The following is a 25,880-nucleotide window of genomic DNA, read 5'->3' as shown; positions in this document are numbered from 1 at the left end:
CGGAGGCCTGCGGCCTAAGCTCCCGCTGGCGCGGGAGCAGCGTCGCTGACGCGCCGCCAGGTGCGGGGGTGCCGGCTACGCCGTCACCGTGCGTGGTGTGGCCTCGGCTGCGCCTCGGCGGGTGGTGGGTGGTTGGGGGAATTCGCCGATGGCGAATTCGCGGGCGCGCTGGGGTGGTTGGTGGCGGGCGTCGGGCGTCGCTGCGCTCCGCCATTCCCGGGGCAATGCACCGGGCCTACGGCCCGTCAATCGGTCGGCTTTCCGGCTTTCCTGGGCTGGCCTTTCGGCGGCCCTACGGGCCGGTTTGCTGGCAGGGTTTCCGGGGCTGCGCCCCGGGGCGGGCGTTGACGATGTGACGCGGAATTCGGGTAGCGGCCCCCTTCCCCCGATCGGGCGGGGTGCCGGCCGGGGCCTGCGGCCCTGGGCGTTGACGATGTGACGCGGACTTCCGGTAGTAACCACAACCCCACCCCCAGGGCCCCTCCCCGGTCCCGGCCGATGGCCGGTCCCGCCTTGCGGTTCCTGGCCTGTCGGCCCATCCACCGCCCTCGGGGCGGGGCCTGCGGCCCTCGGGAGGCGCCGGTGGGCCTCCGGTCCGGCCCGGGCCTCCCCCGGCCCCGATGGCAGCCCCTCACAGGCGGCCCGGACGGCGGCCCCTGATGGGCCCTCAACCGCAGACTCCGGACCGGAATCCGAAGCATATCCGGTGGCGTTTCCCCGGCTTCCCCACCGCTCGACAGTACCGGCTCCAGGACAGGCGCAGAGCGCGAACAGACAACCTCGCGGCGACCCTCCATCCTGGCTCTATTCGTCCGCCGTCCCGGTGGTAATTCGAATTCCCTACCGACCCTTTTCGTACGGCAACCAGAAACCCTTTCGAGGCGCAGCGAGAAGAAATCCCATTCAGGCATTCATGAAAGGGGCCTACGGCCCTCCACGACGACACGGCAACCGCCCTTCCACGCCGCCCAGAAAATCCCGCCCAGCGTCAACCGAGCGATTCCCGGAGCAGTACCACCAAACCGAACACCGGGCCAGGACGGCCGGGCCTGGACGGCGGCCCTGGACAGCAGCACGGGGCGGCGGGCAGGCCGCGCCCGGAGGCGGCCAGGCAGCCCAGGGGGCCGGGGCAGCCGGGACGGCGGCCAGGACCGGCCACCAGGGCCTCGCCACGGCCGCCTCCGGGCGCAGCGGGACGGCCTGGCGGCCGACCCAGGACGGCAACCAGTAGGGCGCAGCGGCGGGGCGGGGCGCCGACCAGGACGACGGCCAGGGCCCAGCGGGCGGGCGCAGCAGCGCGACGGCCAGGGGCCCAGCAGGGGCAACAACGCCCAGACAACGGCCAAGGCGCAGCAGCGGGCAAGCAGGCAGACACCAGGGGACGGGGAGCCGCCGAGGCCGGCGGACCGGACAGCGGCGGTCCGGCCGACCGGTCTGGGTGATTGCCGCGCAATCACCCAGACCGAGGCCAGCGGACCGCCAAGGCCACCGAACCGGAACCCAGCAGGACAACGAACCGGACCCGACACGGCCAGCACGACGGCCAGGCGGGCGGCGCGGGCGCGGCGGCGGGGTGGACGGGGGCGGGGTGAGCATCCGTGGGGGTGCGCGGTCGTTGACCAGGCATGTCTGCTGATCCGTTTGCACGCCTTCACCGGGCGGCCTCCGAGCTGGCCGTCGTCTCCGACGATCTGGTCGAGGCGGTGGTCGATCTGGGCCGGCTGCCCCCAGCCGTCGCCTCGTCCGTGTTGGAGAGCCTGGGAACGCTCCACGGCGCCCTCCGGATGGCCGGACCCGGCATTCAGGCCCTGCTCGCCCCGGTAGACGCGGTAGTGCTGCCCAAAGCCCGTACGGCAGTACTGGCCGACCTCGACCGGGAACGCGGATCCGGACCGACACAGCCCGAACAACACGACACCGCAACACGGCAGCGGCCCCGCTCCCAGCCACATAACGCCTGACCAGACCCGCAACACCACCGTGTCACACCCCAGCGCAACACCCCGTTGCACCCCCGCGTTGCCCCCCACCCACCACCCGGCCCGCCCACCACCGCCCACCGAACACCACCACCAGCACCAAGCCGCCGGGAAGGCCCGCCTTCCCGACCGCCGACGTCCTCGCCCTACCCGGACGACGGGCTCAGGCGGGGTGCCGGGTTCGGAAGGCCGGCGAGCGCAGCAGCTTGGTCACCGGTCAGCTCGCCTGCCTCGTCCAGCGCTTCGGCCACAGCGAGGACCGCCGGCCAGTGCTGCTCAAGGACCTCCTCAGCCTGGTCGCCGAAGTAGGCGTACGCCCCAAGCAAAGTCTTCTGGTCGTCGCTCCTGGTGTACGCACGGAGTTGCGGACCGGCCGCGTCACGGTCGTGCAGGCCCCCCATCTCGGCCACCCATCCACGGTCCTGCGTCCAAAGGCCGTGGTCCCGCAACCAGCGCTGCTCGGCCCGCTCCCCCGCCGCCAACTGCTTGACCACAGCCGAGCGCGCGAGCTCGTAGCCGCCGAGACTCGTCGCGCCTCCCAGTTCAAGCCGTGGCCCGCAGCCCCCATCTCGGGTCTGCTCGACGATCTCGACGCCTTCAACGTGCATTCCGACGTGAAGGGCGACGAGCGTATGACCGGCTTCGTGTATGGAGACGGCCCTCCGGGAAGCGACACGATCGAGCCGCGGAACGTGGCCGATGCAGCACCAGATCGCCGGTTCAGGGTGCCGCGAGTAGGTCCTGAGGCCCGACTTGAGCGTGGTCGGGTGGAAGACCATCCCGCTCTGGCCGTCAGCAGGGGGCATGCTCACCGCGCGGGGCTCCTCTCCTCCGCCCGAAGACCGGGCGATCGTGCAGGGGTACGTGCGCATCAGCGTCCAGGCGAACCCGAGAGTTCCCACCCCGAACGGGGCCCAGGGGCACAGCCAGGCCCAGCCGGGCAGAAACCGAACACCGACCCCCGTGGCGGGCCCTCACCCGGCCCATTCCAACCCAAATGCAGAAAACCACGCTGATCAATTCATCAAAACACTCCACACGAAATACCAAGACGAACACGCGCCCAAAAAAGACCGCCTACCCGGCCAACCCGACCAACACCACCCCCGATCCCATCAACCACCACACAGTCACCAAAACCCGACCCACACCAACCCCCACCACACCGCCCACAGGTCCAACCAAAGGTCCAGACAACCCAGCGCGTGAGGCCAAAACACCTCCACAACAACCAACAGGTCACACCCGACGGCCCTTCGCCGGGTAGAGCTTGGCGTGCAGCACGCGGTCCTCCCACCACGGGTCATCCAGGGTGGAGACCAGAGCGGCCACCAGCTCGCGCTTGGTCGGGACCGGCAGCACCAGCGGGCCCAAGTCCTCGACGGCGCGGTCCTGTTCACACTGCGGGCACTCCAGCCGGCCCGGGCCGGCCTTCTCCCGCAGCTCCAGCTCCGAGCCCTCCTTCCCGCCGATCGAGCCCCGGCACGACCAGCACGGGCGCAGCGCGGCGTTCGCCGCCCGGGCTGCCTCCAGCTGCTCTTCGGCCTCCCGCTCCAGGCGCTCCTCGCGGTCCTGGTGGCAGGTCCAGCAGCGGCCGCCGGGCTGGTGGGTCCACTCCACGCGGTTGCCGTCGGGGCCGTAGTGCCAGGTGCTCTCCTGCTTGGGGACCTTGCCGCAGTCGGCGCAGGCAAGGGTGCGCATCCACTCTCGGTGCTCCTGGTGGGCCTTCTTCTCCCGGGCCTTCTGGCGCTGGTCGTAGGCGGCGCGGTTGTCCGGGTTCTCCAGGGCGTCGAGCAGGGAGTGCCGGCCGGGGCGGCCGTAGCGCCACCAGACGGGGCCGAGGGGGCCGTGCTCGGCCAGCAGGTCAAGGGTGGTCGCGAGGATGGGCACGGCGTCGTCGTACTCGCGCCAGCCGTCGCCGTCGTTGTCGTCCTGCGGGACGGTCCACCCCTGTCCACGCCAGCACTCGGCCGACAGGTCCGCCACGGCCTCCTGACGGTTGGCCAGGGCGACGGGCCCCGCGCCGGCGACGACCAGGGCGACGGGCGGGTAGCCGGGCCGGGGATGGGGGCCGGGGTAGGTGCGGCGCCACCGGTGCACCGTGCGGTCGGCCGGGTCCTGCTCGGCCAGGGCGGGGTCGGTGCTCTTCATCTTGGTACGGAACAGCTCGCGGTAGGCGGTGAACTTCGCGGCGACCCGCTCCGGCGCCATGGTGGAGCGGTCGACCTCGGCCATCAGGACCGGCACCCCAATCTCCGGGGCCTGCCACACCGCGTCCGGTCGTACCTTGCGCCGGCCGCCCGGCAGCAGGAACTCGACCTCGGTCGCCCAGTCGGTCACGGTGCCGACCCCGCCCGCGGCTTCGGGCGCGGTGCCGCCCCGTACGAAGGCGAGCACGGTCTCGTTGACCGCCATCGCGTGCCGGGCACCGGAGCGTCCGGCGCCCCGGGCCGTGGAGCCCATGTCGGCACGCGGCAGGCCGAGCACCTGCCCGGCCGCCTCCAGCCCGGCCGTTCCCTCCAGCCGCCACGTCTTGTGCCGGTCGCGGGTGTTGCCGTCGGAGGCGACCAGGCCGTGCAGCGCGAGATCGCCCAGCGCCTGCCGGACCGCCTTGTTCGACGCTGCCCGGGGGCGCAGCAGTCGCTGGAGCTGGTCGGCGGTGGCGACCTTGAGGACGCCGAGCGCGCCGAGGACGTCGGCGCGCAGCGCGGTGGTCGAACCGTTGGGGTTGGCGGCGCCGCGCCGGTACGCGGTCCGGCCCGGCCGGGACGACGGCAGCGGCGGTTCGACGGCTTCGGCCTGGTCGTCGTTGTCGTCGGGCACGGCGAGGCTCTGACGGGTGCTCACGGGCATCTCCCGGTGGTCGTGGTCGGGCTGCTGCCTCTGAGGGATATCCGGCCGCCACGACAACGGCCAAGCCCGTTCCCGACCCGCGCGCCGCACCCTCTCCAACCACCCCCCTCCGGCCCCCGCCGCCACCCCCGACCAGCGAGCGGCCGGCACTCACACCTGTCGGCGCCGGAGCCTCGTCCACTGGACCCGGCACACCTCCACGGGCGGTACCGATGCCGACGGCGTGACCTGGGACGGCCCTCCCATCACCAGGGGCGGCACGCCGTCGGCAGGCAGTTGCCGCGGGTCGCCGGGCCCTGCCTCGACTTCGTCGTCGCCACCTGTGTCCGGTGGGCCGCCGCTTGACCTCTTGTTGCGGATCATCTTGACCGTCCAGGTGACCAGCGTTCGTGCGGCACTGGCCGCCAGGGAGCCGAGGAACTCAGCGGCCACAACAAGCAGGAAGGCGATCACCGGGCTCCCCCGTCATGGGTCGGGGTCCACAGGCCGGTGGCGCCGTCGACGCGCTGCTGGTCGCGTCGACGGAGTTCGGCGACGATGCGGTGGACCTTACGGCGGGCCTTCTCCCCGTCCTTGTCCGGCTGGACACTGCCAGCCGCATCGGCCGCCCCGGCCCAGGTGGTCACGTCGGGCAGGCCGAAGGCGAGGAAGACGTCCTGCTCGGCCGGCGCGAGCATGGCCAGGACGGCCACGAGACGCCGGTCGTGGATCTCGTCGAAGAGTGGGCCGTCAGGCAGGTTCCGGTCGGCGAGCAGGTCGCGCAGGGTCGCGCCGTTGTAGACCGGAGTCTCCAGCGGGATGACCCGCTTGTTGCCGTACGTCCGCCGCTTCCAAAGCGGCGTCAGTTGGCGGTGGATGGCCTGAGCCTCCTTCCGAAGCAGCAGCACAGCCGTGGGCGTCAGCGTGCCGTCAGTCTGCAGAGAATCGGCCCAGCCACTGAGCAGAGCGGTGGAGACCGCCTCCTGCCACTGCTCGTCGGTTCCCAGGCGCAGTACGTCGCGGTTGAACGAGCCCGTCAGATGGTGCAGGTTGCCATGGATGGCCGCCTGGCGGGCGGCGAGCGCACGCAGAGCGTGGGGAAGCTGCGCACCGATCTCAACGTCACTTGCGGGCCGGATCACCGTGGCGGCGAGCGGCTTCTGGTGCGCTCGCCGCCGGGCGAGGTCGGCCGGGGTGCCCCTCGCCGAGAAGCCCAGGCCGTTGATGTGGGTGAAGAGGGTCGTGTGAGTGATCCGGGCGATACCCGTCCCGTCGGCGGCCACCGTATAGGTGCCGTCGTGCGCACCGGCGCCCCGGAGATCGAAGACCGCCCCGGGCGCCGCTTCGAGCAGCGGCGACATGACGGATTCGAACTCCGTGAGTGGTGTGACCCGGAGAACCGGGGTGGGCGGGGTGACAGTCCGGGTCGCGGGGCACTGCGTAGACGGCAGGAACTTGGTCATCGCACACCGCGGTTGCGGGCCGGGGTCCACAGGCCGGTGGGCCCGTCGGTCCGTTGCTGGTCGCGACGGTGCAGTTCCTGGATGGCACGGCGGACCTTGCGACGAATCTTGTCGCCGTCTTTGTCCGGCTGGGTGCTGCCGGTCAGTGCGGCAGCTTCGGCCCAGGTGGTTACCCCAGGGCGGCCGAGGGCGAGGACAACGTCGCGTTCGACTTGGCCGAGTCTGGCCATCAGGTCAGCGAGGCGCCGGTCGCCCGGCATCTGGTCGAGGACCCGGTCGGGGGGCAGACTGCGGTCGGCGAACAGGTCTCTCCACGTGGCGCCGTTATGGAGGGGCTTCTCCAGCAGGGTGACCCGCTGGTTGCCGTATGTCCGCCGCTGCCACAGGGGCGCCAGCTGACGGTGGATCGTCCTGGCCTCCCAGCGAAGCCGGCCGAGCGCTGCCGGGGTGAGGCCGGTGCCGTCGTACAGCGGGTCCGCCCAGTCGCCGAGCAACGCCGTGGACAGCGCCTCGGACCAGCGCGCGCTGCGGTTCAGGCCCAGGGCGATCCGGCCGAACGTTGCCAGGTCGGGGCTTCCCCCGGTCTGGGCCGCCTCGATGCGGGCCGCCATGGCAGCCCGCACCTGCGTATTCGTGTGGTCGGGCCACTCCGGGGTAATGAAGGGCAGGTGCCGGCCCAGACTATCCGGCTCCTCGAACATCGGCCCCTGGTCGCGGAATACCGTGACCGTGTGGGGGTTAAGCCGCTCGTAGACCACCTCGCCTTCGGAGGTGGCGATCTCGACCAGCTCTTTGCCGTCCCGCAGGTGGAGGCGGCGGGGCAACGCCGGTTCACCGAAGGGGTGGCCGCCCGGGCTGTCGGTGCGCACGGTGTCTGGGGGGTTCATCGGGTGTCCTCCGCGGAAGTAGGGTCACCCTCCGGGCGCGAGACGATGGCGGAGCGACAGAAAATCTCGCCCATGCCGACGTGATCTACGTCACTCCCTGGGTCCGTGCTGGTCGGCGAGCTGCCCGGATGCCGGAGTCGGGTCGGCAGCGAGCAGGAGCAGGCCGAGGCGGAGGGCGACGGCGGTGGACAGCGCGTCGGTGCAGTCGAGCGCGATGCCGTCGCGGGCGGCCTCGGGTGACCAGCCCCAGCGCGGTGGCCATGTCGAGCGCGAGGTCGGCGTGCCCCCGATCGAAGCCTGGTCCAGCGCGGCCCGTCCGCCCCCGTCTGGCACCCACTCACCAGCGGCGGGCGGGCGTGCGGGTGGACGGAACTGTAAGCAACGAGCAGGAGCAGCGGGCGGCCCGCTATGGCAAGCGGAGCCGTTGGATCACCGGTCTGGGATCTCTTCTGAGATCCAGGACTCAGGTACGAGTGCCTTCCCGTTGCTGCGTCGCCACCGGTCGCGAACCGCGCTGCGGAACGGCTCGTCGTCCAGGTCGGCATGCTCCATCACGATAACCTGGAGGGCCCCGTCGAGGGCGTCGATGGTCCGTTGGATGGTCTGGTAGAAGTTCAGCAGGGAGGCACGGTCCTGTCCCACAAGCACGCTGTCGTCGGTGGCGTCTTCGGGGAAGTACACCTGGGAAGGCTGGTCGAGGATGAGGAAGCGGGGCACCGGGTTGTCCCGCTCGCAGAACCACTCGTGCAGGCTTAGCAGCGTGGCAATGTGGTAACCCATCCAGTTCTCACCGCCGCCCATGTCGGATAGACGTTCCGGCCCGCGGCGAGTGTCAGCCACCACAGTCAGAGCGCGCGGGTCCAGACGAATGGGCGACTCACTGTGTTCCAGTTCCAGTGCTACTGCTTTGTCCTTGATCTTCTGGTTGATCAGGGAGATGTAGCTGCTGAGCCGGTCGTCGCGTGCACCGACGCCGATCTCATCTTCGAGTTCGGTGATCTTTCCGGTGAGCTCGTCGCGGCGGTCGATGACCTGGGGAACGTGAACGTGGCGGGAGGCGGTCTCCAGGAAGAGGCTGATACGGCCTTGGACAATTGCCGCGCGCCGGGAGGTATCTGGGTGGTCTTGGACGGCGCGCTGGCCGGCGGTGAGGGTGTCCAGCTGATCCTGGTTGCGACCCAGGGCCTCGCGGAGCTCCTGCAGGGTGCGTTCTTCGGCCGCGATAAGGGCGTTGATTTCGGGGGTGTCATTGCCGATGACGGTCATCTCGGCATCTAGTCGGGCGAGGTCGCGGGCGATGACATCAACGGCTTGACTGACGTGGGGGGTGGGGTTGTCACACACTGGGCAGCGTGCCTCGTCGCCAGTAGGACCAAGCAGACCGAGGGTGGCGAGGCGGGCGTGCTGCTCGGTGGCCTGGCCGAGGAAATCGTCGTTCTCCTGGACGGCCCGCTTGAGGTTGGTGATCCCAGCACGGGTACGGGCGAACTGTGCGCGAAGCGCACGGCGACCCTCTATCAGCAGGGCGACCGGATCGTCCCCTGTCTCCGGAAGGTGGCCGGGTGCGGTGACGTCCGCGGCCCGACTCAGGTGGTGGATGGCCGTCTCAGTTGACATCTGCTCGGTGGGCAGCGGTTCCAACAGGCCAGCATCAACGGCTTCGGCCAACAGCGCCAAGGCCTGGCCGGAGGCGGCCGACAGGCTGTGGACCGCGGCAAGCTGGGCCTCCATGTCGGCCAGTTCCCGGCGCAACAGCCGCAGTCGGTGTTCGCGCAAGGCCTGCTCAGGGTCCATGGCGCCGAGGAAGTAGGGGATCATCGCCCGGATCGTGGCGGGGCGGAAGTCCTGGCCCTGGGAGTGGAAGAGAAGGTCGGGGTTGGCGATCTCGTTCTGCTTCTGCAGGCAGAAGAAGAGGGCGTGGCGGATGGAGGGCGGGATCGGACTGGTACTGCGTACGGCGGGGATCCGGGTGGTGCGGTCGATGCCGGCGAACTCTGACAGCAGGCCCTTGGCGATATCGAGCGGAGTGGAGAACTTGATCTGCGCGTACGGAAGGGGCTGATCGCCGAGGGCCTGGGCAGACACGCAGAGGTTGGCCGTCGTGGCGGCCTTCCCGGTGGGGGCGGGGCGAGCGACAAACAACTGCTGCCGGTCCTTGACCAGGGTGACAGCGAAGACGTGGACGAAGTTGCGCAGCGCCGCGCCCTTGATGACGTAGTCGGTACTGGCAAGGCAGTAGTCGACAATGTTGAGCAGGGCGCTCTTACCTCGCCTTGAGTCGCCGGTGATGATGTTGAGCTTGCCGGTCTCAAGGGGGACGGTGCGGATGTGGCCGTCGTTGTTGTAGATCGAGATGGCACTGATCTGGAAGGTCACGGCCGGACTCCTAGCAGGGTCATGACGGTGCTGAAGCTGCCGGTGCTGGGTAGCCAGCGGCCCAGCATGTGGGATGCCTTCTGGATGGCCACGACCTCCGGCGTGCCGCCGGTGGGCGCCTTGGGCAGCGCCTTGAGGCGCACGCTGAGATGCCCGTCGTCTCCGTATTCCAGAAGGCGGTTCTGCAGCGCCAGCAGAAAACCGGACCGGACCACTGCGGCGAGCGCGGTGGCGTTCTGGGCCATGGCCGCCTTGACGGACTTGTTCTCCTCCAACCAGCGGGTCAGGCCGCTCCCGGTGCTCTTCGGTAGAAGCTGACGAATGGAAGGCTGAAGTGCCATGACCGAGGACAACACGGCCACTGCGGGCGGGCATGGCCTGCCGTACTGCACTTGGTGGCCCTGAACCGCCCGGGTGGTGAGCACTGCGGTGAACGCCGGGTTGTACAGGGCCCGCTCCTCGCGGCTGAACTCTGCGAAGTCCGTCATCTGTGCGACACCGCCGCCGGCTCCAGTACGGCCATGAGCCGGGCGAGGAAGTCGATGTGCCAGCCGATGCGCAGGTCATCGGCGAGGATGTGGAAGGAGCCCTTGGAGACGAACGGCTCGTCGCAGTCGGGGCGGATGGGACGTCGTGCTTCCTTCGTCACCCACCGGTAGACCTCCTTGGCCGCGGCCACCTTCTCGGTCTCCGCCGCATTGGGGCCGAGGTTGCCCTCCATGTCAGCGAACAGGTCCTCCCATTCCTCGACGAGTCGGCGCTCGTAGCGGCCGATCTCCCCGGTGAGCAGCAGGTTGTCGTGGGACCAGCGGGAGCGTTGGGTGAAGGCGCGGATGTAGTCGCGCACCGCGATCCTGACCTGAGCGCCGCCTGCGTTGATCAGCCCCAGCTGGCGGACGAAGGTCATGTCCGTGTACTCGGAGGGGTCTGGTTCGAGAGCGGCGATGTCCTCGTCGATCGGAAGGTTTCCCGGGCGGAACTGGTCACGCAAATCGGTGAAGACCTGGTCGAACTCCTCGCCGGTGACCGCGTCCATGTCCTCGGTGCGCAGTTGCCGGACGGTGCGCTGGTAGAACCAGCCCTCCAGGCGTTGCAGGAATGGCCCGGCGTACCGGTGGCCGACCGCTGGCACGACCCTCTCCAGCAGCAGGGCCTCCATGGCATCCACGTCAGGGGCATGGCCGATGACCTGCACCCGGGCGAGCATGGCGCGCCGCTGCTCGCCGGTGAGCTTGTCGAACTCCTCGTACGCCTTCTTGTTCTCTTTGCTGCTGGAGGCCTTTCTGGCCGCCTCCAGCGCCTGCAGTGCATGTTCCTCGTCCCTGAGTCCTGAGGCCGCAGGCTGCAACATGAAGCCGGCGGAGCCAGGTGACAGCTCGCCAGTTGTCAGCAGCAACAGATCAGTTTCCTCCAACTCGACCTGCTTGGCGGTGACCGCATATGCCCAGATCCGCAGCGTCTTCCACAGGTCCGTGCTGGCGTCCGACATCTTGGTGCCCGGGGCGCGGTGTTTGAGCTGGTAGTAGACCCGGCCGCCTTCGGTGACCTCCTCGACGTCGTCGCCGGCTTCGATCGCGATCCCCCCACTCAAGTCCTCGGACATGACGTTCGAGGCATGCATGGAGCGCCTTGCGCAGCTGGTAGACATAGCCGACTGCGGAGGCCGATGCCTCGAAGGGCGCCGTCTTGTCTGCCATGTGACCCCCGTGTTCAGCAGCGTCTACTTCGGGTGGTGACGATCTTTTCACAGGAGGCACATCTCCCATCACCCTCATGACAAGCTCTTCGTGATCACCTCCACTGACTCGCCGCCAATCGAGCCGCGCACCGGCGGCGAGTCGAGGATCGGACGGCCCAGATCCCGGTCGGCGGGCGCGGTTGACGGTGGTCTCGAAGACGGCGAAGAGCAGGATGAACGCCATCGCAGCGGGGTCGTCGACCCGAAAAGGTCAGCTCACGCGACATAAATGTCGCGATACCTGACCTTTTGGTTGATTTGTGTCGCCTCAGCGGGGACACAACCCGGCAGTTGCCGGTTCGGCTGAGGGGCGGGCCGCCCCGACCTCCCCACAAAGGCTTGCGTTGTATATACACAACGCCTAACGTTGTCTTTATGACGGGGTGCGCTGCACCCCCTGATGACGGAGGCAGTGATGTCCAACCCCAACCCGAACCTCATCCCCACCACGAACGCCCGGGCCCTGAACACGGTCGAGATGATCCAGATGGCCGTCGCGTCGCAGGACCCGATCCGGCGGGCCCAGATCCTGGCCGACGCCCAGTCCCAGCTCGCCACCGCGCTCAGGTCTGCGGTTGGCGAGTGCGTCAGCAACAAGCGCAGCTGGTCGGAGATCGGCCAGGCGATCGGGCTCTCGAAGGAGAGCGCGTGGCGCCAGTGGGAGTCTCAGGGGCCGATCGTCTCGCTCCGGGCCACCCAGGCCAAGGCCACCGCAGCCACTACCGGCAAGCCCGTCGAGGCCATCTACGCCTTCCAGACCGAGGCCGGCAACTGGATCGGCCCCTACAACGCGCTGCCCGACGGCGAGTTCAAGACCGCCTTCATGCCGTTCAACCCGCCGAACCCGGAGATCAACCGCTTCGCGACCCAGACCCTCCGGGCCCGCTACGGTCCGCAGGACGGCGACGACGTCTCCTTCCACGCCGCCATGGTGATCGAACCGGACGGCACCCAGCAACGGGTCCGCGTCACCGACGAGATCCTGAACACCCTGTTCGGCGACGGGCAGACCGCACTCCGCCGGGCCCTCACCACCTTGGTCCACGCCGCCATCTACGGCACCGACATCGACCCTGCCTTCCGCGAGCTGGTCGAGCACGCCGCGACCCTCCAGAGCACCAGCACCCCCACCGCGAACGAGCTCGGTGACGGCACCACCACCGCCGAGTTCGTCAAGGCGATCCAGGACGTCCTGGACTTCGGCGCGAACGCCCGCCCCAGCGACCCGCGAGTGGACCAGGCCCTGCAGCGCTTGGGGGCGATCGTCGCCGACTACAAGGCGTGGGCCAGCGCCACCAGCTGACCCAACCTCCCTCGTAAGCACGGCGGCGGGCGGATCCATTATGGATCCGCCCGCCGCACCGTTTCCTACTTGCCGCGCATAACGGTCAGCGCGAATTCGCTCAGGCCATTAGTCCACCCAAGGCCCACCGCTGGGTCGAGTTCCGGAACATTAGGCAGTTCGCCCCACAGTTCCATGAAGAGAACGACCGTCATCATGATGGTCTCGACGGTCTTCCGGTCGTCGGTCGCAATTGCCTCCTCGACCCAGTCGGTATCGGCACCCCGGAAGATGTTGTCGAGGAGAGAGCTCGGCGTTGCATGAGTCTGCTCAGACCACTCCGAGTAGAGGTGGTCGTACTGCTGGGCCCGCATGGCGCTGGACGAGAGCTCGGCCAACGCCTTGGTCTTCTTCCCGGTCCAGGTCTGCCAGAAGTGGACCTTCCCGTCAGCCTTGGGCTTCCCCTGGAAATCAGAGAATGAGTTGCCGCGCAGTAACTCCAGCTTCGAAACCCACTCGGCATCGAACGGGCGCCCCGTCTTCTCGTTGTATCGCGCCTCGCGGAGCTTGCTGTCAATAAGCTGCAGCACGCCAAACCGGCAGTACTTAAGCGTCGCCTGCCGGCGGTCTCCCAGTGTTCCCAGGTACTCCATATTCACCAGGAGCTCGAAAAGCTGGCGCGTGACCGCGACCGCATTCTCCCAGTGCCCATGTTCCAACAGCAGCCGAACCGACTTCAAGCCATTGACCCCACGTATGAGGATCTCGGCATCAAAGCGGACTACTGGATCATCAGCGCCTGGCGTTGCCATTGCCGCCCGATCTCCTGCGGCGGCTACATCTTCAAGGATCTTGAACGCAGGCCTGAGACGAGTCTTCGGTGAGGCCACACGCGTCACGCGCGTGTTCCGAGTGCTGCTCTGGGGCTGCGGCCGCTTCCGCGGCTTCTTGGTGCGAGCCATTGCCGCACCCTAGTCCTCCCGCGGGCAGCGGGACACCGTATATACGGGACGGAGCCGCTTCCTCCTAGCGCACCCTCACAGGAAGTACGTCGGCCAGCCCAGCGTGCTGACGACCCGCAGTTCCTCCTCCAGCCGGGTGCGCATCGTGGGGCTGCGGTCGTAGCCGTGGCGGACCATCGACGCCTCGCACCGCTCCCGCAGCACCTTCGCGGAGGTGCCGGGGGCGACTCCGACGACGTGCTCCTCGGGGAAGTGGACCTGGCCGATGCCGAGGTCGGCGGGCGCGGGCCGACTGCTGTACAGAGCCAGCTTCAGCCGTTCGGGGGCGGCGGCGCGGGCCGGGTCGGGGCGGGTGGTGTCGGTCATCGCGCGGTGCCTCCGGAAGTCGGGAACGAGGTGCAACGGCCGTCCCGGCCGGGTGGGCCGGGACGGCGGGGTCTTGCGGGGCGGGTCAGCCGGTAACGGTCTCGGCGTGCCGGGTGAGCGCGTCCAGGAGCGCGGCCTGGCGGTCGGTCAACTTCCCGTCGGTGCGGGCCTTGTCCTGCTTGCGCAGCCACGTGCCGGGCCGGAAGGCCGGGTCCGCGTCGCCGCCGGTGCGGTTGGCCGGGCCGTCCAGGGTGCCGCCGGTGGCGAGGTAGGCGAGCAGGCGGCGGTAGGAGCGGTTCCAGTCCGGCTCCAGACGCCAGAGCTCGTCCAGCGCGTCGAGCTTGGCGGCCTGGTCGGTGGTGAGGGTGTCGGCCTTGCGCTGGCGGCGCATCCACGCGCCCACCGCGTAGTCGTCCAGCTTCGCAGTGGCGGGGATCGCGAGGTGGCCGTGCTGGTGGTGGAACGCGGCGGCGTACGCGTAGCCGCGCTCCCAGGCGTTGGCGTTCTTCGACCAGATCATCCCGAGGGCGTCCAGCTCGGACACCCGGGCCGCATCGAGCAGGCCTTGGCCGTGGAGGTGGCGCTGGCGGGTGAGCCAGGAGATCAGCTCGGCGTGCTTCGTCTTGTCGGTGGGGTCGAGGTGGCCGTGCTGGAGGTGGAAGATCTCCGCGACCGCGTGCATGCGCTGCCACTCGACCGCGCGCGGGTTGAACGCCCGCAGCTTGACGGTCTGGAGGATCTGCGCCGCGTGCTGCTTCGCGTTGATCCGCAGCCACTCGACCGGCGACTCCACCGGGGCCGGCTGCAGCTCGCCCTCGCCCTCCCCGGTGGCCCGTCTCTCGGCCGCCTTGGTGACGGTGGTGTGCGCGGTGCCCTGCGAGCGGGAGGCGCGCAGCTCGGTGATCCGGCCGACCACCCGGGCGTCATGCGCGGCCAGGGCACGCAGGACCCGCCAGATCGTCCGGAAGGAGCTGGCCTCGATCTCAGTGTCGGCCTCGGCCTTCACCGTGGGGTCGGCGTCGTGGACCTCGGACGGGTCGGCGGTGGCGTCCGGGCCCGCCAGGAGCGTACCGAGGTAGACCGGGATGATGACCCAGGACACCTTGCCCTGCATGAAGGCCTGGCGCAGCGCCCGGCCGACGGCCTGGACGATGTCGATGACGCTCGACTTGGGGTCCGCGAAGCAGATGGCGTCCACGGCGGCGACGTCGATTCCCTCCGTCAGGAGTCGGCTGTTGCAGAGGATGCCGCACTCCTCGCCGTCCTCGCCGGTGTGGGCCTTGAACTCGGCGAACGCCTGGCGGCGGTCCCCCAGCCGGTCGGTGCCGGCCACGGCCTTGGCCCAGATCCGTTCCGGGCGCTCCGCGTCGGGCAGGCGCTCCAGCGCTTCGGGGAGGGTCTTGGCGAACTCGCGGGCGGCGGACACCCGTGAGTGGAAGGTGATGACCCGGCGCAGGCCAAGGTCGGCGACCGCGCGCAGCACCGCGATCTGCAACGCGAGGCGCAGCAGATCCTCGTTGGAGCGCTGGGAGCGCAGGTCGGCGACGGCGGGCAGGTTGAGGAGTTCGCGCAGGTCCTCGTCGGTGACGACGGGGACGAGGACGCGGTAGTCGGCGAGGTAGCCGTGCTCGATGCCCTGTCCGAGGGTCCAGGTGAAGCAGGTCTTGCCGTAGATGGTCTCGTCATCCATGGAGCAGAGCGCGGGCAGCGCCTGGCCGTCGGTGTCGGTGAGGTCGGCCAGGCCGTCCTTCGCGCGCCGGTCGTCGGCGATCCGCGGGGTGGCGGTGAAGTACAGCCGGCGCTTCGCGGGGACCTTGGCGTCGTCGTGGATCGCGGCCCACGCCTTCCCTTCGGCGCCGGCCGTGCGGTGGGCCTCGTCGATGACCACCAGGTCCCACTGGGCCAGCCCCCAGCCCTGGTGGGCCTGGACGATGCGCTCCAGCGAGGCGTAGGTGGCGTACACGGTGACCGGCTGGTGGTCGGGGGCGCCGTTGACCAGGTCGGCAATCCGGGCCGCCTGGGTCGACACCTGGGCGTGGACGCGGCCGCCGGCCTCCGCGCTCTCCAGCGCCTCCTCGCGCGAGCACGCTGCCACGGCCAGCCCGCGGCGCCCGCCCCGCAGCGACCACGCTTCGGCGGTCTGCTCCAGCAGCTCGATCGTCGGCACCAGCACCAGCACCCGGCCGCGAGCGGCCAGACGCCGGGCGCAGCCGGCGGCGATCAGGGTCTTGCCCGAGCCGGTCGCCGCGACGACCGTCGCTCGGCCGCCGCCCTTCACCTCGCGCACCGCGGCCGCCACCGCGTCCTTCTGGAACCAGTGCAGCGGCAACGGGTTCACCGCGGTGGTGCCGGACGGCTGCGCCGACGGCGGCGGTACGGCCTGGGTGCGCAGCCCGACCGGCACGTGCTGCTCGGCGGTGGCGGTGGTGGTCTCCACGGCGGTGCTTCTCCTTCATCTGCCGGGTCGTGCGCGGTGACGGGGCTGCGGGCTGGGTGGTGCAGAGCGGTTGACGGAAGTGGGCGCCCGCCGTGGGGCGCCCACTCGGGCGCCAATCAGCCGATGAGGACTTGGGTGCTCTGATGGCCGGTGGGGGTCCAGGTGCGAATCTCGAGGTAGACGATCTCGGCGTGCTCGATGGCACGCCCGGTCTCCACCAGCCACGTCCATACCGCGTGGACGACGTCGCCGTGCGAGTCAGCGACCCTGCGCGACCACTCGGCGGCGGAGAAGCCGCCGGTGGCGGCCGATCCGTAGGTGCGCTCCTCCGTTCCGTCCGCGCGCGGGACCACGCCACGCCGGATACCGGGCGAGTCCTGCCGGGAGCCCGCCGACAAAGTGAAGTACCGCGACTGCATGCGCACCGTCAGCGCGACCCGGCCGTCCGCCTGCGCGGCTGCGTGGATGACGCCGGCCAGGTGCGCGGCACCGGACCTGATCGCCTGCTTGCCGGCGCGGCCGGCCATACTGCCGCCCGGGGTGCCGATCACGTCCTTGCCCCGCACCCTGGCCTTCTGCCCGGTCTTGGTCCGGCGCCGGGTGGTGTTCGCCTCCGCGATACCGGACAGCGCCTCGGTGTCGCGTTCGCCGCCGCGCACCGCCCGGACGACCTGGCGCAGCGCGCCGACGAACGCCGCGCCCTTGCCCTTGGTGAAGAACTGGGACACCAGGCTGGCGTCACGGCCCAGCATCCTGGCGACCTGGCGCTTCGTGTAGCCCTGGTCGATCAGCTCCTGGGTCAGCCTCGCGGCTTCGTTCGGCTGGTTCGGGTCGGCCGGGCTCACTGGTCAGCTCCCTTCTCGGCGGCGGCGAGTTCGGTGCGGCCCAGGCCGCGCAGCTTGAGGTACTGCTCCTGGCTGGTCGGGTGCTCGATGGGGCCGGTCAGGTGGCCCTTGAGGAGGTAGTCACCCGGCTCGCCCCGGTACGGCCAGGGCTGGCGCTCGGTCAGGGCGATACCGTCGGTGCCGAAGTAGACGACCGTGCCGGGCTTCGCGTGGAGGGCGCCGGCGTGGCCGACGACCTCCTTGCCCTGGCGGTACTTCATGTCCAGCAGCGCCGCCCGTGCCCCCGACCAGACGTACGCCGCCCACTCCGGGTGCGCGTACGGGTCGCGGGAGAACCCGGCCTGCCGCTGCCAGGTCACCACCTCGCCGTCCTGGCCCAGGATCTCGACCCCGGCCGGGAGCGCCTCGCCAAGCGGGGTGGTGCCGGAGACCAGACGGGGGCGCTGCGCGAACCCGCCCAGGCCGAACAGCAGCACCGAGCGGACCGCGCGCGAGGCGAGGTAGGCCGCCTGCCGCTGCCGCTCGTCGCCGTGCAGCTTCGAGAGGTTGGTCAGGTCCGCCCAGGCCGCCTTGAGACGCTTGCCCCACTCGTCGAGCGGCTTGCCGTCCTCGAAGAGCAGGCCGGAGAGGATCTCGACCTTCCACGGCGTCAGGTGGTTGGAGAGGGCGAGGTGGACCTCCGCGCCGCCCGCCCAGGTGGTGAACGTGGCGCCGGGCTCCGAGGGGTAGATCCAGGCCCGGTCGCCGGTGACGGGGGCGGGAAGCAGGCCGACGTGGTTCCACCCGACGGGGACGGTGACCCTGATGTTCCAGTGTGAGCAGGACATCAGTGCCTTGACCTGCTCAGCCCCGGTCATCGCGGCGAACACGGCGGCGGTGATCCGGCGCGGGGTGCCCACCGGGGACTTCCACAGGTGCTTGGCGTAGGCGAAGGTGCGGTCGTACTCCACCAGCGCCGGAAGCTGCTCCGGGACGCGCGGGGGCAGGACCAGCTCGGTCCGGCCCTGCCCGCCGGTCGCGTGCAGCAGGCCCCGCAGCTCCTCGGACAGGACCGGGTAGCCGCCCGCCCACTTGCCCGTGGTCGGGATCGTGCGTGACCACAGGTCACGGCCGGTCTGGGAGGGGGAGCCCATCAGGACCGCGTCGTCCCAGTGGCGGCGCAGCGCCTGCCACAGCAGCGTGAACGCCTGACGGCAGGTGACGACGTCGGCGCCGTCCGGGTCGAACCACTCCCCCATGCTCCGGATCTCCGTCACCGGGCCGTCCGGGGAGGCGGCGGGGGCGTAGCGGCCGACCGGCTGGCGCTGGTGGACGAAGTGCCCGGCCAGCTTGTCCCGGCCGGAGCCGACTGCGGTGGTCCAGCGCTCGGACGGCGTGTTCAGCCAGGCCGCGACCGCGTCCTTGAGCGTGGAGTAGCGCTCGGCACCGTCGTGCCACGGGGCGCCGGCGGTGATGTAGATCCGCTCGGTGCCGGGCGCGGTGGCCAGGACGGCGTCCAGGATCTCGCCCGGGGTGCGGGCCCCGAGGTCCAGGCGCACCACCCGGTCACGCACCGCCAGGTCACCGGTCGCGGCGTCCAGGAACACCGTGGCGCGGGCCTGCTGAACGAAGTTCGGCCGCTTGGACACCAGCCCGGTGGTCACGGCCGCAAACCGGGCACCCTCCGGGCCCTCCGGGAGGGAGGGCAGCTCACGCGGACCGGCGGCAACGGCCGAACGATCCACCGCAGCGACCGGAGCGACCGAAGCCGCCGGGACAACCGGCGCAGCAACGGCGGCCGCGGCCGGGGCGGGCTGCTCGACGACGGCCTGGTCCTCGACCTCGATCGGCGCCTCGGTCTCCGAGGCGGCCGGGGCCGGCTGCTCGACGACGGCGGCGGGGCGGGTCAGCGGCGGGGCGACCGCGACGGCGGGCTCGGCGACCGGCTCGGCCTTCGGCGCCCCGACGGGCGCCACGGACTGGTCGTCGGCCTTGGCCGTACGGACGGCGGCCGGGGTCGGGTCCAGCAGCGGCGCGATCCGCACGACGTCGCCGACCGACAGCCCGGAGGCCTTCGCGATCGGCGCGGCCTGGGCGCCCTCGAACCCCGCCAGCCCGGCAACCTTGCGCGCACGCTGGGCGGCGAGCCTGTCCAACTCCTTCTGCGCCGCGGCGACCGTCTTCTCGGCGGCCGTGATCTCCGTACGCAGCTCGCGCAGACCGGCGAGTTCAGCGGTGTACGACTTCCGGTCCATCAGGCTTGCTCCCCCTCGTCGGCGGTGTCGGTGGTCGGGTTGGTGGTGACGTAGGCGATCGGGCCGCCGGAGACCGACGGCAGACGGGTACCGAGCAGCAGGCCCGCCAGGCGGGCGTCCTCGGGGTCGGCCGGGTCGGCGGCGTTCGCGGGGGCGGTGAGATCGGTCAGGTAGCCGGCCAGGCGCGCCATCGGGAAGCGGAACCGGCCCGCCGTGCCGGCGGTGCCGTCGGCCTCCCATGCGGTGAGGCCGGTTAGGACCGCGACGACGAACCCGGCGACCGTCACCGGCAGCACGGCGCCGGCCGAGACGCGGGCGGGGTCGCACCGCCACCAGCCGGACAGTGCGGCCAGCAGCTGCGCCCGGTCCAGTGCGGTGCCGAAGCCGATCCACTCCCGGTCCGGTTCGTCGACCCGCACCGGGGCGTCCGAGCGCAGCACCGCCACCTCGGGTACGGCGAGCGCGGTCAGGTCGGCGGCCGGGCGGGCCTGCAACTGCTGGAGAGCGGCCAGCGGGAACACCTGCCGGCCCGTCTCGCGCACGCCGGGGACCACGCCGGTGGCCATCAGCTTCTTCACCGTCGGGATCGAACACCCCAACGCCGTCCCGGCCTGCCCCGTCGTCACGAACACACCCACGACCTCCACGCCTATTCATCTAACTTGAAACGCTAGGCGACCCTACGCCTCCCCGCCGACACCTTCCACGCCTTTCGAGTAAATCGTATAAGCATGGCTGGGGCGCGTCCGGCGATCGACGCGGCCCCTCCCGGACGGGAAATCCCTGGCCCGCTGTCAGCAGGGGCGACCAGACTTGGCGCATGTCCGAACCCCGCGCCGTCGCGCTCCCGATACAGCGCACTCCCGCGCTGAACCCGATGGTGCTGCCCCCAGCGGATGCTGCTTCCAGTCATCGACACCAACGCCCTGCTGGCCGACGCCTGCCACCTCGTGCAGAACGGCCGCCGGGCCGACAGGTACACGGCGCTGGCCCGAACCGGCCGCGCGAACCCCTACATCGCCGCGCACGTGCCGGGTGAGATCGAGGAGCACCTGCCCAAGCTCGCGGCCCACTACCGGGTGCCCGCCCACCAGGTGCGTCGGCTGCTGGACGAGCAGATCCTGCCCTCCCTGTGGCTGGTCGACCTGGAGATCCGCGACCACCTGGCCCCCCCAGACCAAGCACCTCCTGCGCACCTACGCCCAGGAGAAGCGCCACCGCGGGGACCCGGACGACGCTCCGACCATGGCGCTGGCCGAGTTCCTGGGCCCCTGCGTGGTCATCACCCAGAACAGCGTGTTCTCCCGCTTCGGCCTCGCGGTCATCGACAGCATCCCCGTCGCCGAGAAGCTGCTGCGCCTGGCCGGCCTGGAGGCCACGACCGCCGACGCCCTGGTGCTCGTCGACCTCGCGCTGCGCCTGTTCGGCGCCGGCCTCCGGGAGCCGGCCGCCGTCGCGGCCCGCCACCCCGTCCTGTTCACCGCCGCCGTGATCGCTGTGCTGTGGTTCTGCCACAGCTGCGGATACCTGCGCGGCCCCGACTGGCGACAGCGCCTCGCCCGCCTCGGTGAGGCCGAGCGGCCGCTGCTGGAGCCGGGCCGCGCTACGGGAACACTCCGGTCTCAGTGACTCGCTCACCGTGGTGGAGCCGCCGGCCTTCCCGAACGGCGAGCAGCTGGCCGCCCGCTACCTCGCCCGCTGCGGAAGGCCACTGACCCCGGGTGGCCTTCGGGACGCACTCGCCCGCGACGGCCACCGGATCCCGGCAGCCCGACTCAGGCGGGCGATGAGCGCGCACCGCGCCTTCGTCCGCAGCCCCGGAGACCTGTGGACCGTAGGCGGCCTGCGGCCGGATAGCAGCCAGTGGCCCTCTCATCAGGGGGTGTCGCCCACCCGGTCCCAGTGCAGAGGATCCTGGGCCCGGGGCTCGTAGTGCGCACGCCCGCCCGGGCCGTACCGACCGATCTCGGTGAACAGCGCGGCGCCGTCGGCCAGCTCCTCGGCGCTCCAGCCGGTCACGTCCAGCAGGAGACCGTCCAGAGGCCCGGCGCAGGACGGAGTCAGGTGCGCCGTGGTCCGTCCCGTACACCCGGCCCCGTATCAGCGCCCCGTCGTCCATGCCATCAAGCATCCCAGCCGCCTGTGACACAGCGTCCGCGAACGCGGACACCGCCCCGGTGCTACGCCGACGCCACCACCCCGCCCGGCCCAGGGACCGCCCCGACGGCGGCCACGCTCACCACCCGACGCAGGCCTCGCCGACGCCCGCGCCGCGCGGGCGAAGACGCCGGCGAACACGGTGACCGCGCTCGCCGAGCTCGGGAACGCGGACATGGACCCCACCCGCCGCAGCGTGCTGCAGGCCGGGCTGTACTCGGCCGTGCTGGCCGTCCCCGGCTGGCCCGACGCCGGCGCCCGCTTCGAGAAGGCGCGCGCCGACCCGCACACCCGGATCGTCAGCCCTTGCCGCCCGCCTTCAGGACCTGGGCCGCCGCCACGCCCGCCGCGCTGAAGCCGTGACCGCCGCCCTCGACCTCGGCGGCGACCGCGAGGTCGTTGCGGTAGGCGATGAACCAGCTGTTGTTGGCCTGGCCGCCGGCCTCCGCGGTGCCGGTCTTGGCGCCGATCTGGCCGGACAGGCCGGCCATCGGGGTCCGGGCGGTGCCCTGGGTAGCGGTCTTGGCCATCATGGCGCGCAGGTCCCGGGCGACGTCCGCCGGCAGCTTGCCGGGCGCCGTCGCCCGCTTGGCGTCCTCGCGCAGCACGGGCTGACGGAACGTCCCGTTCTGCACGGTGGCGGCGACCGAGGCCATCAGCAGCGAGTTGACCTGGATCTGGCCCTGGCCGATGTACTGGGCCGCGGCCTCGTCCTTGTTCCCAGGCGTGGGGACGGTGGCGTCCCGGCTCGGGATGCCGATGTGCCACTCCAGGCCGAGGCCGAACTGCTCCCGGGCCACCTTACCGAGAACGCCGGGCTGGAGCTTCTCCAGGCCCTTGTCGATGAAACCGGTGTTGCAGGAGTGGGTGAAGTCATCGGTGAGCGTGTAGGACGGGAAGTCGCCGCGCTCGTCGTTGTGCCAGGCCCGCGGCGAGTAGGTGGTGTCCTTGCACGGCACCGCGGTGTCCGGGGTCACCCCGGCCTCCAGCAGCGCGGCCGAAGTGATCACCTTCATGGTCGAGCCGGGCGCCTGGCCGCCCGCGACCGCGCGGTTGAACCCGCTGGCGTTCGCGATCGCCAGGATGTTCCCGGTGCTCGGCTGGATGGCCACCAGCGAGGCCGGATTGCCGTTCGCCGACTGCTGCTTGACCGCGTCCTCGGCGGCCTGCTGGAGGTCGGCGTCCAGGGTGAGCCTGACCTCCGGGGCGGCCGACGGGGTCAGCACGAACAGTTGCTCCGGCTCGGTGTCGCCACCGCCGCCCGAGAGCGTCACGGCCCGGCCGGTGACGACGGTGGCACCGTCCGGCGGGGCGATCTGGGAGAGGACGGGACGCAGCGACGGGAAGGCGTCGAGCGGTCGGCCCTTGCGGTCGGTGGGCTTGGACACCGGGTTGGGCAGCGCCTTGACGCCGATGGTCCTGCCCGGGGTGAGCTTGGGATGGATCACGGACGGCCTCCAGCGCACCACCGGCTTGCCGTCCTGGGAGCGGACGAAGCTCAGCACGCTGTCGTACTCCCAGGTCTCCGGGGTGCCCTCGAACTGCGCCTTCACCCGGAAGCCGAGGGCTGGCTCGCTCGGGGTGTCGGACTGCGCGCGGCCCGTCCCGGTGAGGGCGAGCGCGCGGGCGCCCACCTGGTCGTGGAACGCGGCCAGCGCGGCGCGGGCGGTCTCCGGGTGGTCGGTCAGGGCGCCGGCGGCGGTGAGGTCGCCGCGGCTCCAGGCGGCCAGGAACTCCATGGCGGCCGCCTCGGCCTGTTCGGCGGTCGGCGGGTCCTGCGGGGCCTTCGCCGCGGCGGCGGATCCCTGGTGGTCGCCGGGGGAGGTGCTGTCGTTCGACACGGCCTTCATCACGTTGTAGGCGCCGTAGCCGCCGACCGCGAGAAGCGCGACGAACACCCCGCCCGCCGTCGCCATGACGACCCGCCGGGTGGTCGACCGGGGCCGGCCCCGGTCACCGTCCTCACCATCGGCATCGGCATCGGCATCGTAGGCGGCGTACTCGCCGTCGGCGAGTTCGTCGTACGCCCGGTGGGCGCCGTAGCCGTCCTGTGCCGACCCGTCGTGCCGGTCGTCCGTGAGGTGCCGGTCGTACCCGTCAGGCTGGTCGTACTCGCCAGGCCCGTCGGGCACGTGCTGCGGGTCGTACTCGTCGTCCTGGTCGTTCTTCCGCTTCTTGGACATGGCTCCGCGTTCCCCCCTGGGAGCTTGCGATCCTTCGTGTGCTGCGGGCACGCCCCTCCGGCTCATCGGCCCGCAGGCCCCGTACGGATGACAGTCCGTCAGGGCCCGGATCAGCCTACGTCTCGACGGGTGGTCGGTCGACAGCGGGACGGCTCGCTCGGCTGCCCGGCCGGGCGGGCCGGGGCGGGGACGCAGGCCGCTCAGGCCCAGGGGTCGGACGTCCGTTCTCTGCCAGTCGTGCAGGCACCTCTGCTCTCAGCGCTCGTCCGGCCCGCCCAGGCTCCAGCCGCTGACCGCCGCGATCGGCCCGCGCCAGAGCGGCAGGCTCTGGGAGGTCCGGCCCGAGCGGATGATGACGTCCTTCAAATGCAGGAACCGCGGATCCGGCGCCCGGCGGCGCCCGTCCCGGTCCAGGTGTCCAAGCACCTCCCGCACGACCTTCCGCAGCCCGTGGTAGTCCACCTCCCCGACCTGACGGAAGTACAGGTCCTCCCACAAGCAAGGGGCGCCGGCGCCGGAGCGGCGGCGGGCGCTGGAGGAGATCGACCCGTGGTGGTGCCCCGCCTGGCCCATCACCTGGCAGCGCACCTACGCCACCGCCCGGATGTGGTGGCTGGACACCGACGGCCAGGTCTACTGGACCCGGCTGCCCCTGGACACGGTGTTCGAGGGCGAGCAGCTCGGCCGCTGGGTGCAGGCGCAGCGGGCCGGCTGGCCCGGTCTGGAGGAGGACCAGCGGGGCCTGCTGACCGCGATCGGCATCGAAGGGGACCTCGAGTTGGTGGCAGCCGACGCGAAGACGACCGTGTCCCGCGGCGACAGGTTCGCCCAGGGGTTGGCCGCGCTCGCCCAGTTCGTCGAGCGGGAGCAGCACCCCCGGGTTCCCCGCCCGCACAAGGAGCAGGTGGAGGCTGTGGAGGCTGGCCCCGGTGGCGAGGAGCAGGTCGTGGTGACGCACTTCGCGCTGGGTACCTGGCTCAACAACCAGAAGGCCCGCCGGGCGAAGCTGACGCCGGGCCAGCTCGCGCAGCTCGCCGAGCACGGAGTCGAGTGGGCGTAGCCGGCGGCGTTGGGTTTCCAGGGCGCCCCTGTGAATCCCGTCCACCGACGGAGTCGGCAGGTCAGGGCGGTTGGGTCTCCACCGTGGACGGAGGCCCAACCAAGAACACCAGGACGGGCGCCTCAACGGGCGAACCAGACGATTCCCACCGGACACACGAGAAGCGCCAGTCAAGGGCCACTCAACCCTCGGCGCAGCGGTAGGAAGTTCGCACTACGGGGCGATACCCGGTTGAAACCAGGCGTGCACAGTGTCACCCGAACGCCCCGTGCGAGGAGCGGTCCGCCTTCAGGTGCAGACACTCGACTGTGTGGGCAGCCGAACGCGCGGTCTATCCCGGACCAAGACCGGCATCCGGCCTTGTCGGGCGGAGTTGCCGCAGCCACCTCTGCCTCATACCGGTCAGGAGGTACGCGCATGTCTCTCAGGAATCGTGCAACGCTGCGCCCGTCTGCCCTTGCCGCGGGCGCACCCGCAGTCCGCCCGGACCGTCGCCGTATGGGCCAGTCAGCACGGCTTGGCACTGCCCTGCTGCTGCTCACCAGTGGGTTCCTACTCTGCCCGGCACCTGCGCAAGCCGTCCCCGAACGGATCCCGGCGAACTCCTGCACCGACGCTGACGCAGAGGTCGGGACGATCTACGACGCGCTCCCGCCGGGCACCAGTACCGCCACCCGCCGTGTATACCTCCTGTGCGGCGCTGACAATTACGGGCTGAAGCACATCGACACGAGACACGGACCTGGCAGTAAGGTGGACATCAAATCGAAGCAGGTTACCCGTTGTGTCAGGGCGATCGCCGAACACTACCGCCCCCAACTTGAGGACTCCCAGTGGGTGTACCAGACCACGGGGACCACACGTTGGCGGTTGGTCATCGACCCCGTGCACGCAAATCGTGGCGTCATCACGGTCTACGCCATGGACAATACCGTCGCGAACGACACCCGCGGCGCGTACCGGGACTTCGCTCTCTGCCCCGCCGAGGTGGCCGTCTAAGCGTGAGAAGAGGCGCCTGACTGGATGGGGGCAGGCGCAGCGCGGCCGGGTCCCAGGGAGCGGGGGGCCTGCGGGACCCG

22 protein-coding genes and 1 pseudogene are annotated in these 25,880 nt (G+C 70.8%); 5 read left to right on the top strand and 18 right to left on the bottom strand.

From position 1 onward, the window contains the following. The first annotated feature begins 1,625 nt into the window (after positions 1–1,625). Positions 1,626–1,961: a hypothetical protein gene (locus ACIRRS_RS10985; RefSeq protein WP_402967943.1), complete on the top strand. Its 336-nt coding sequence runs from the start codon at positions 1,626–1,628 to the stop codon at positions 1,959–1,961. Between the two features lie 164 nt (positions 1,962–2,125). Here ACIRRS_RS10985 and ACIRRS_RS10980 read toward each other — a convergent pair whose 3' ends face one another. The 9 genes from ACIRRS_RS10980 to ACIRRS_RS10940 all read right to left on the bottom strand — a co-directional run bounded on the left by ACIRRS_RS10980 (position 2,126) and on the right by ACIRRS_RS10940 (position 11,158). Next, positions 2,126–2,791, bottom strand: a complete 666-nt coding sequence (locus ACIRRS_RS10980; protein ID WP_402967940.1) for a hypothetical protein — start codon at positions 2,789–2,791, stop codon at positions 2,126–2,128. A 427-nt stretch (positions 2,792–3,218) separates the two neighbouring features. Further along, positions 3,219–4,826: a replication-relaxation family protein gene (locus ACIRRS_RS10975; RefSeq protein ID WP_402967937.1), complete on the bottom strand. Its 1,608-nt coding sequence runs from the start codon at positions 4,824–4,826 to the stop codon at positions 3,219–3,221. 156 nt (positions 4,827–4,982) lie between these two features. After that, on the bottom strand, positions 4,983–5,285 hold the full coding sequence (locus ACIRRS_RS10970) for a hypothetical protein (RefSeq protein ID WP_402967935.1): 303 nt from the start codon (positions 5,283–5,285) through the stop codon (positions 4,983–4,985). Continuing rightward, positions 5,282–6,172, bottom strand: a complete 891-nt coding sequence (locus ACIRRS_RS10965) for a hypothetical protein (protein ID WP_402967933.1) — start codon at positions 6,170–6,172, stop codon at positions 5,282–5,284. The genes ACIRRS_RS10970 and ACIRRS_RS10965 overlap by 4 nt, the downstream gene beginning before the upstream one ends. A gap of 98 nt (positions 6,173–6,270) precedes the next feature. Next, on the bottom strand, positions 6,271–7,161 hold the full coding sequence (locus ACIRRS_RS10960) for a hypothetical protein (RefSeq protein WP_402967930.1): 891 nt from the start codon (positions 7,159–7,161) through the stop codon (positions 6,271–6,273). A 90-nt stretch (positions 7,162–7,251) separates the two neighbouring features. Continuing rightward, positions 7,252–7,494, bottom strand: a complete 243-nt coding sequence (locus tag ACIRRS_RS10955; RefSeq protein ID WP_402967928.1) for a hypothetical protein — start codon at positions 7,492–7,494, stop codon at positions 7,252–7,254. A 96-nt stretch (positions 7,495–7,590) separates the two neighbouring features. Then, positions 7,591–9,537 (bottom strand): DUF3732 domain-containing protein, encoded by a 1,947-nt coding sequence (locus tag ACIRRS_RS10950; RefSeq protein WP_402967925.1) that lies wholly within the window; start codon positions 9,535–9,537, stop codon positions 7,591–7,593. Further along, entirely contained in the window at positions 9,534–10,025 is a 492-nt protein-coding gene (locus ACIRRS_RS10945; protein ID WP_402967922.1) for a three component ABC system middle component, read from the bottom strand. Before ACIRRS_RS10945 ends, ACIRRS_RS10950 begins: the two co-directional genes overlap by 4 nt. After that, entirely contained in the window at positions 10,022–11,158 is a 1,137-nt protein-coding gene (locus tag ACIRRS_RS10940; protein WP_402967919.1) for an ABC-three component system protein, read from the bottom strand. The genes ACIRRS_RS10945 and ACIRRS_RS10940 overlap by 4 nt, the downstream gene beginning before the upstream one ends. 532 nt (positions 11,159–11,690) lie before the next feature. Between ACIRRS_RS10940 and ACIRRS_RS10935 the strand changes: the two genes are divergently transcribed. Continuing rightward, positions 11,691–12,578, top strand: coding sequence for a hypothetical protein (locus ACIRRS_RS10935; RefSeq protein WP_402967916.1), 888 nt, complete (start codon positions 11,691–11,693; stop codon positions 12,576–12,578). A gap of 65 nt (positions 12,579–12,643) precedes the next feature. Here the strand turns inward: ACIRRS_RS10935 and ACIRRS_RS10930 are convergent, their stop codons facing one another. From ACIRRS_RS10930 to ACIRRS_RS10905, 6 genes are all read right to left on the bottom strand, one after another. Continuing rightward, entirely contained in the window at positions 12,644–13,519 is an 876-nt protein-coding gene (locus ACIRRS_RS10930) for a DUF5677 domain-containing protein (protein WP_402967913.1), read from the bottom strand. Between the two features lie 75 nt (positions 13,520–13,594). Beyond that, positions 13,595–13,885 carry a hypothetical protein gene (locus ACIRRS_RS10925; protein WP_402967910.1) on the bottom strand — a complete coding sequence of 97 codons (291 nt, stop codon included), beginning with the start codon at positions 13,883–13,885 and terminating at the stop codon, positions 13,595–13,597. Between the two features lie 85 nt (positions 13,886–13,970). Next, on the bottom strand, positions 13,971–16,322 hold the full coding sequence (locus tag ACIRRS_RS10920; protein WP_402967907.1) for a Helicase associated domain protein: 2,352 nt from the start codon (positions 16,320–16,322) through the stop codon (positions 13,971–13,973). 116 nt (positions 16,323–16,438) lie between these two features. Continuing rightward, positions 16,439–17,167, bottom strand: a complete 729-nt coding sequence (locus tag ACIRRS_RS10915; protein ID WP_402967904.1) for a helix-turn-helix domain containing protein — start codon at positions 17,165–17,167, stop codon at positions 16,439–16,441. Next, positions 17,164–19,401 carry a hypothetical protein gene (locus ACIRRS_RS10910; protein ID WP_402967901.1) on the bottom strand — a complete coding sequence of 746 codons (2,238 nt, stop codon included), beginning with the start codon at positions 19,399–19,401 and terminating at the stop codon, positions 17,164–17,166. Before ACIRRS_RS10910 ends, ACIRRS_RS10915 begins: the two co-directional genes overlap by 4 nt. Then, positions 19,401–20,033: a DNA-binding protein gene (locus tag ACIRRS_RS10905; protein WP_402967898.1), complete on the bottom strand. Its 633-nt coding sequence runs from the start codon at positions 20,031–20,033 to the stop codon at positions 19,401–19,403. The genes ACIRRS_RS10910 and ACIRRS_RS10905 overlap by 1 nt, the downstream gene beginning before the upstream one ends. Before the next feature lie 613 nt (positions 20,034–20,646). On the opposite strand from ACIRRS_RS10905, the gene ACIRRS_RS10900 reads away from it, so the two are divergent. Continuing rightward, positions 20,647–21,030, top strand: coding sequence for a hypothetical protein (locus ACIRRS_RS10900; RefSeq protein ID WP_402967895.1), 384 nt, complete (start codon positions 20,647–20,649; stop codon positions 21,028–21,030). 246 nt (positions 21,031–21,276) lie between these two features. Here the strand turns inward: ACIRRS_RS10900 and ACIRRS_RS10895 are convergent. From ACIRRS_RS10895 to ACIRRS_RS10885, 3 genes and pseudogenes are all read right to left on the bottom strand, one after another. Next, a pseudogene (locus ACIRRS_RS10895) lies at positions 21,277–21,520 on the bottom strand (hypothetical protein). 337 nt (positions 21,521–21,857) lie between these two features. Continuing rightward, positions 21,858–23,741, bottom strand: a complete 1,884-nt coding sequence (locus ACIRRS_RS10890) for a penicillin-binding transpeptidase domain-containing protein (RefSeq protein ID WP_402967892.1) — start codon at positions 23,739–23,741, stop codon at positions 21,858–21,860. 255 nt (positions 23,742–23,996) lie between these two features. After that, positions 23,997–24,317 carry a hypothetical protein gene (locus ACIRRS_RS10885; protein WP_402967889.1) on the bottom strand — a complete coding sequence of 107 codons (321 nt, stop codon included), beginning with the start codon at positions 24,315–24,317 and terminating at the stop codon, positions 23,997–23,999. A 28-nt stretch (positions 24,318–24,345) separates the two neighbouring features. Here ACIRRS_RS10885 and ACIRRS_RS10880 point away from each other — a divergent pair, with 28 nt between their 5' ends. Continuing rightward, complete coding sequence (locus tag ACIRRS_RS10880) at positions 24,346–24,801, top strand: helicase associated domain-containing protein (RefSeq protein WP_402967886.1); 456 nt, start codon at positions 24,346–24,348, stop codon at positions 24,799–24,801. Between the two features lie 498 nt (positions 24,802–25,299). Then, entirely contained in the window at positions 25,300–25,800 is a 501-nt protein-coding gene (locus ACIRRS_RS10875; protein ID WP_402967883.1) for a hypothetical protein, read from the top strand. Positions 25,801–25,880 lie beyond the last annotated feature (80 nt).

It is taken from the genome of Kitasatospora sp. NPDC101183 (genome assembly GCF_044767945.1).
In the GTDB taxonomy this organism is placed as follows: domain Bacteria; phylum Actinomycetota; class Actinomycetes; order Streptomycetales; family Streptomycetaceae; genus Kitasatospora.
Note: the sequence above shows the minus strand (reverse complement) of the source record. Positions and strands in the feature narration are given on the sequence as shown.

Excerpts from the sequence above, each read along its gene's own strand:
- ACIRRS_RS10900 (WP_402967895.1), top strand. The coding sequence starts at position 20,647 with ATGGCGCTGGCCGAGTTCCTGGGCCCCTGCGTGGTCATCACCCAGAAC.
- ACIRRS_RS10935 (WP_402967916.1), top strand. The coding sequence starts at position 11,691 with ATGTCCAACCCCAACCCGAACCTCATCCCCACCACGAACGCCCGGGCC.
- ACIRRS_RS10965 (WP_402967933.1), bottom strand. The coding sequence starts at position 6,172 with ATGTCGCCGCTGCTCGAAGCGGCGCCCGGGGCGGTCTTCGATCTCCGG.
- ACIRRS_RS10940 (WP_402967919.1), bottom strand. The coding sequence starts at position 11,158 with ATGCATGCCTCGAACGTCATGTCCGAGGACTTGAGTGGGGGGATCGCG.
- ACIRRS_RS10930 (WP_402967913.1), bottom strand. The coding sequence starts at position 13,519 with ATGGCTCGCACCAAGAAGCCGCGGAAGCGGCCGCAGCCCCAGAGCAGC.
- ACIRRS_RS10945 (WP_402967922.1), bottom strand. The coding sequence starts at position 10,025 with ATGACGGACTTCGCAGAGTTCAGCCGCGAGGAGCGGGCCCTGTACAAC.
- ACIRRS_RS10925 (WP_402967910.1), bottom strand. The coding sequence starts at position 13,885 with ATGACCGACACCACCCGCCCCGACCCGGCCCGCGCCGCCGCCCCCGAA.
- ACIRRS_RS10875 (WP_402967883.1), top strand. The coding sequence starts at position 25,300 with ATGGGCCAGTCAGCACGGCTTGGCACTGCCCTGCTGCTGCTCACCAGT.
- ACIRRS_RS10880 (WP_402967886.1), top strand. The coding sequence starts at position 24,346 with ATGTGGTGGCTGGACACCGACGGCCAGGTCTACTGGACCCGGCTGCCC.
- ACIRRS_RS10890 (WP_402967892.1), bottom strand. The coding sequence starts at position 23,741 with ATGTCCAAGAAGCGGAAGAACGACCAGGACGACGAGTACGACCCGCAG.
- ACIRRS_RS10960 (WP_402967930.1), bottom strand. The coding sequence starts at position 7,161 with ATGAACCCCCCAGACACCGTGCGCACCGACAGCCCGGGCGGCCACCCC.
- ACIRRS_RS10910 (WP_402967901.1), bottom strand. The coding sequence starts at position 19,401 with ATGGACCGGAAGTCGTACACCGCTGAACTCGCCGGTCTGCGCGAGCTG.
- ACIRRS_RS10985 (WP_402967943.1), top strand. The coding sequence starts at position 1,626 with ATGTCTGCTGATCCGTTTGCACGCCTTCACCGGGCGGCCTCCGAGCTG.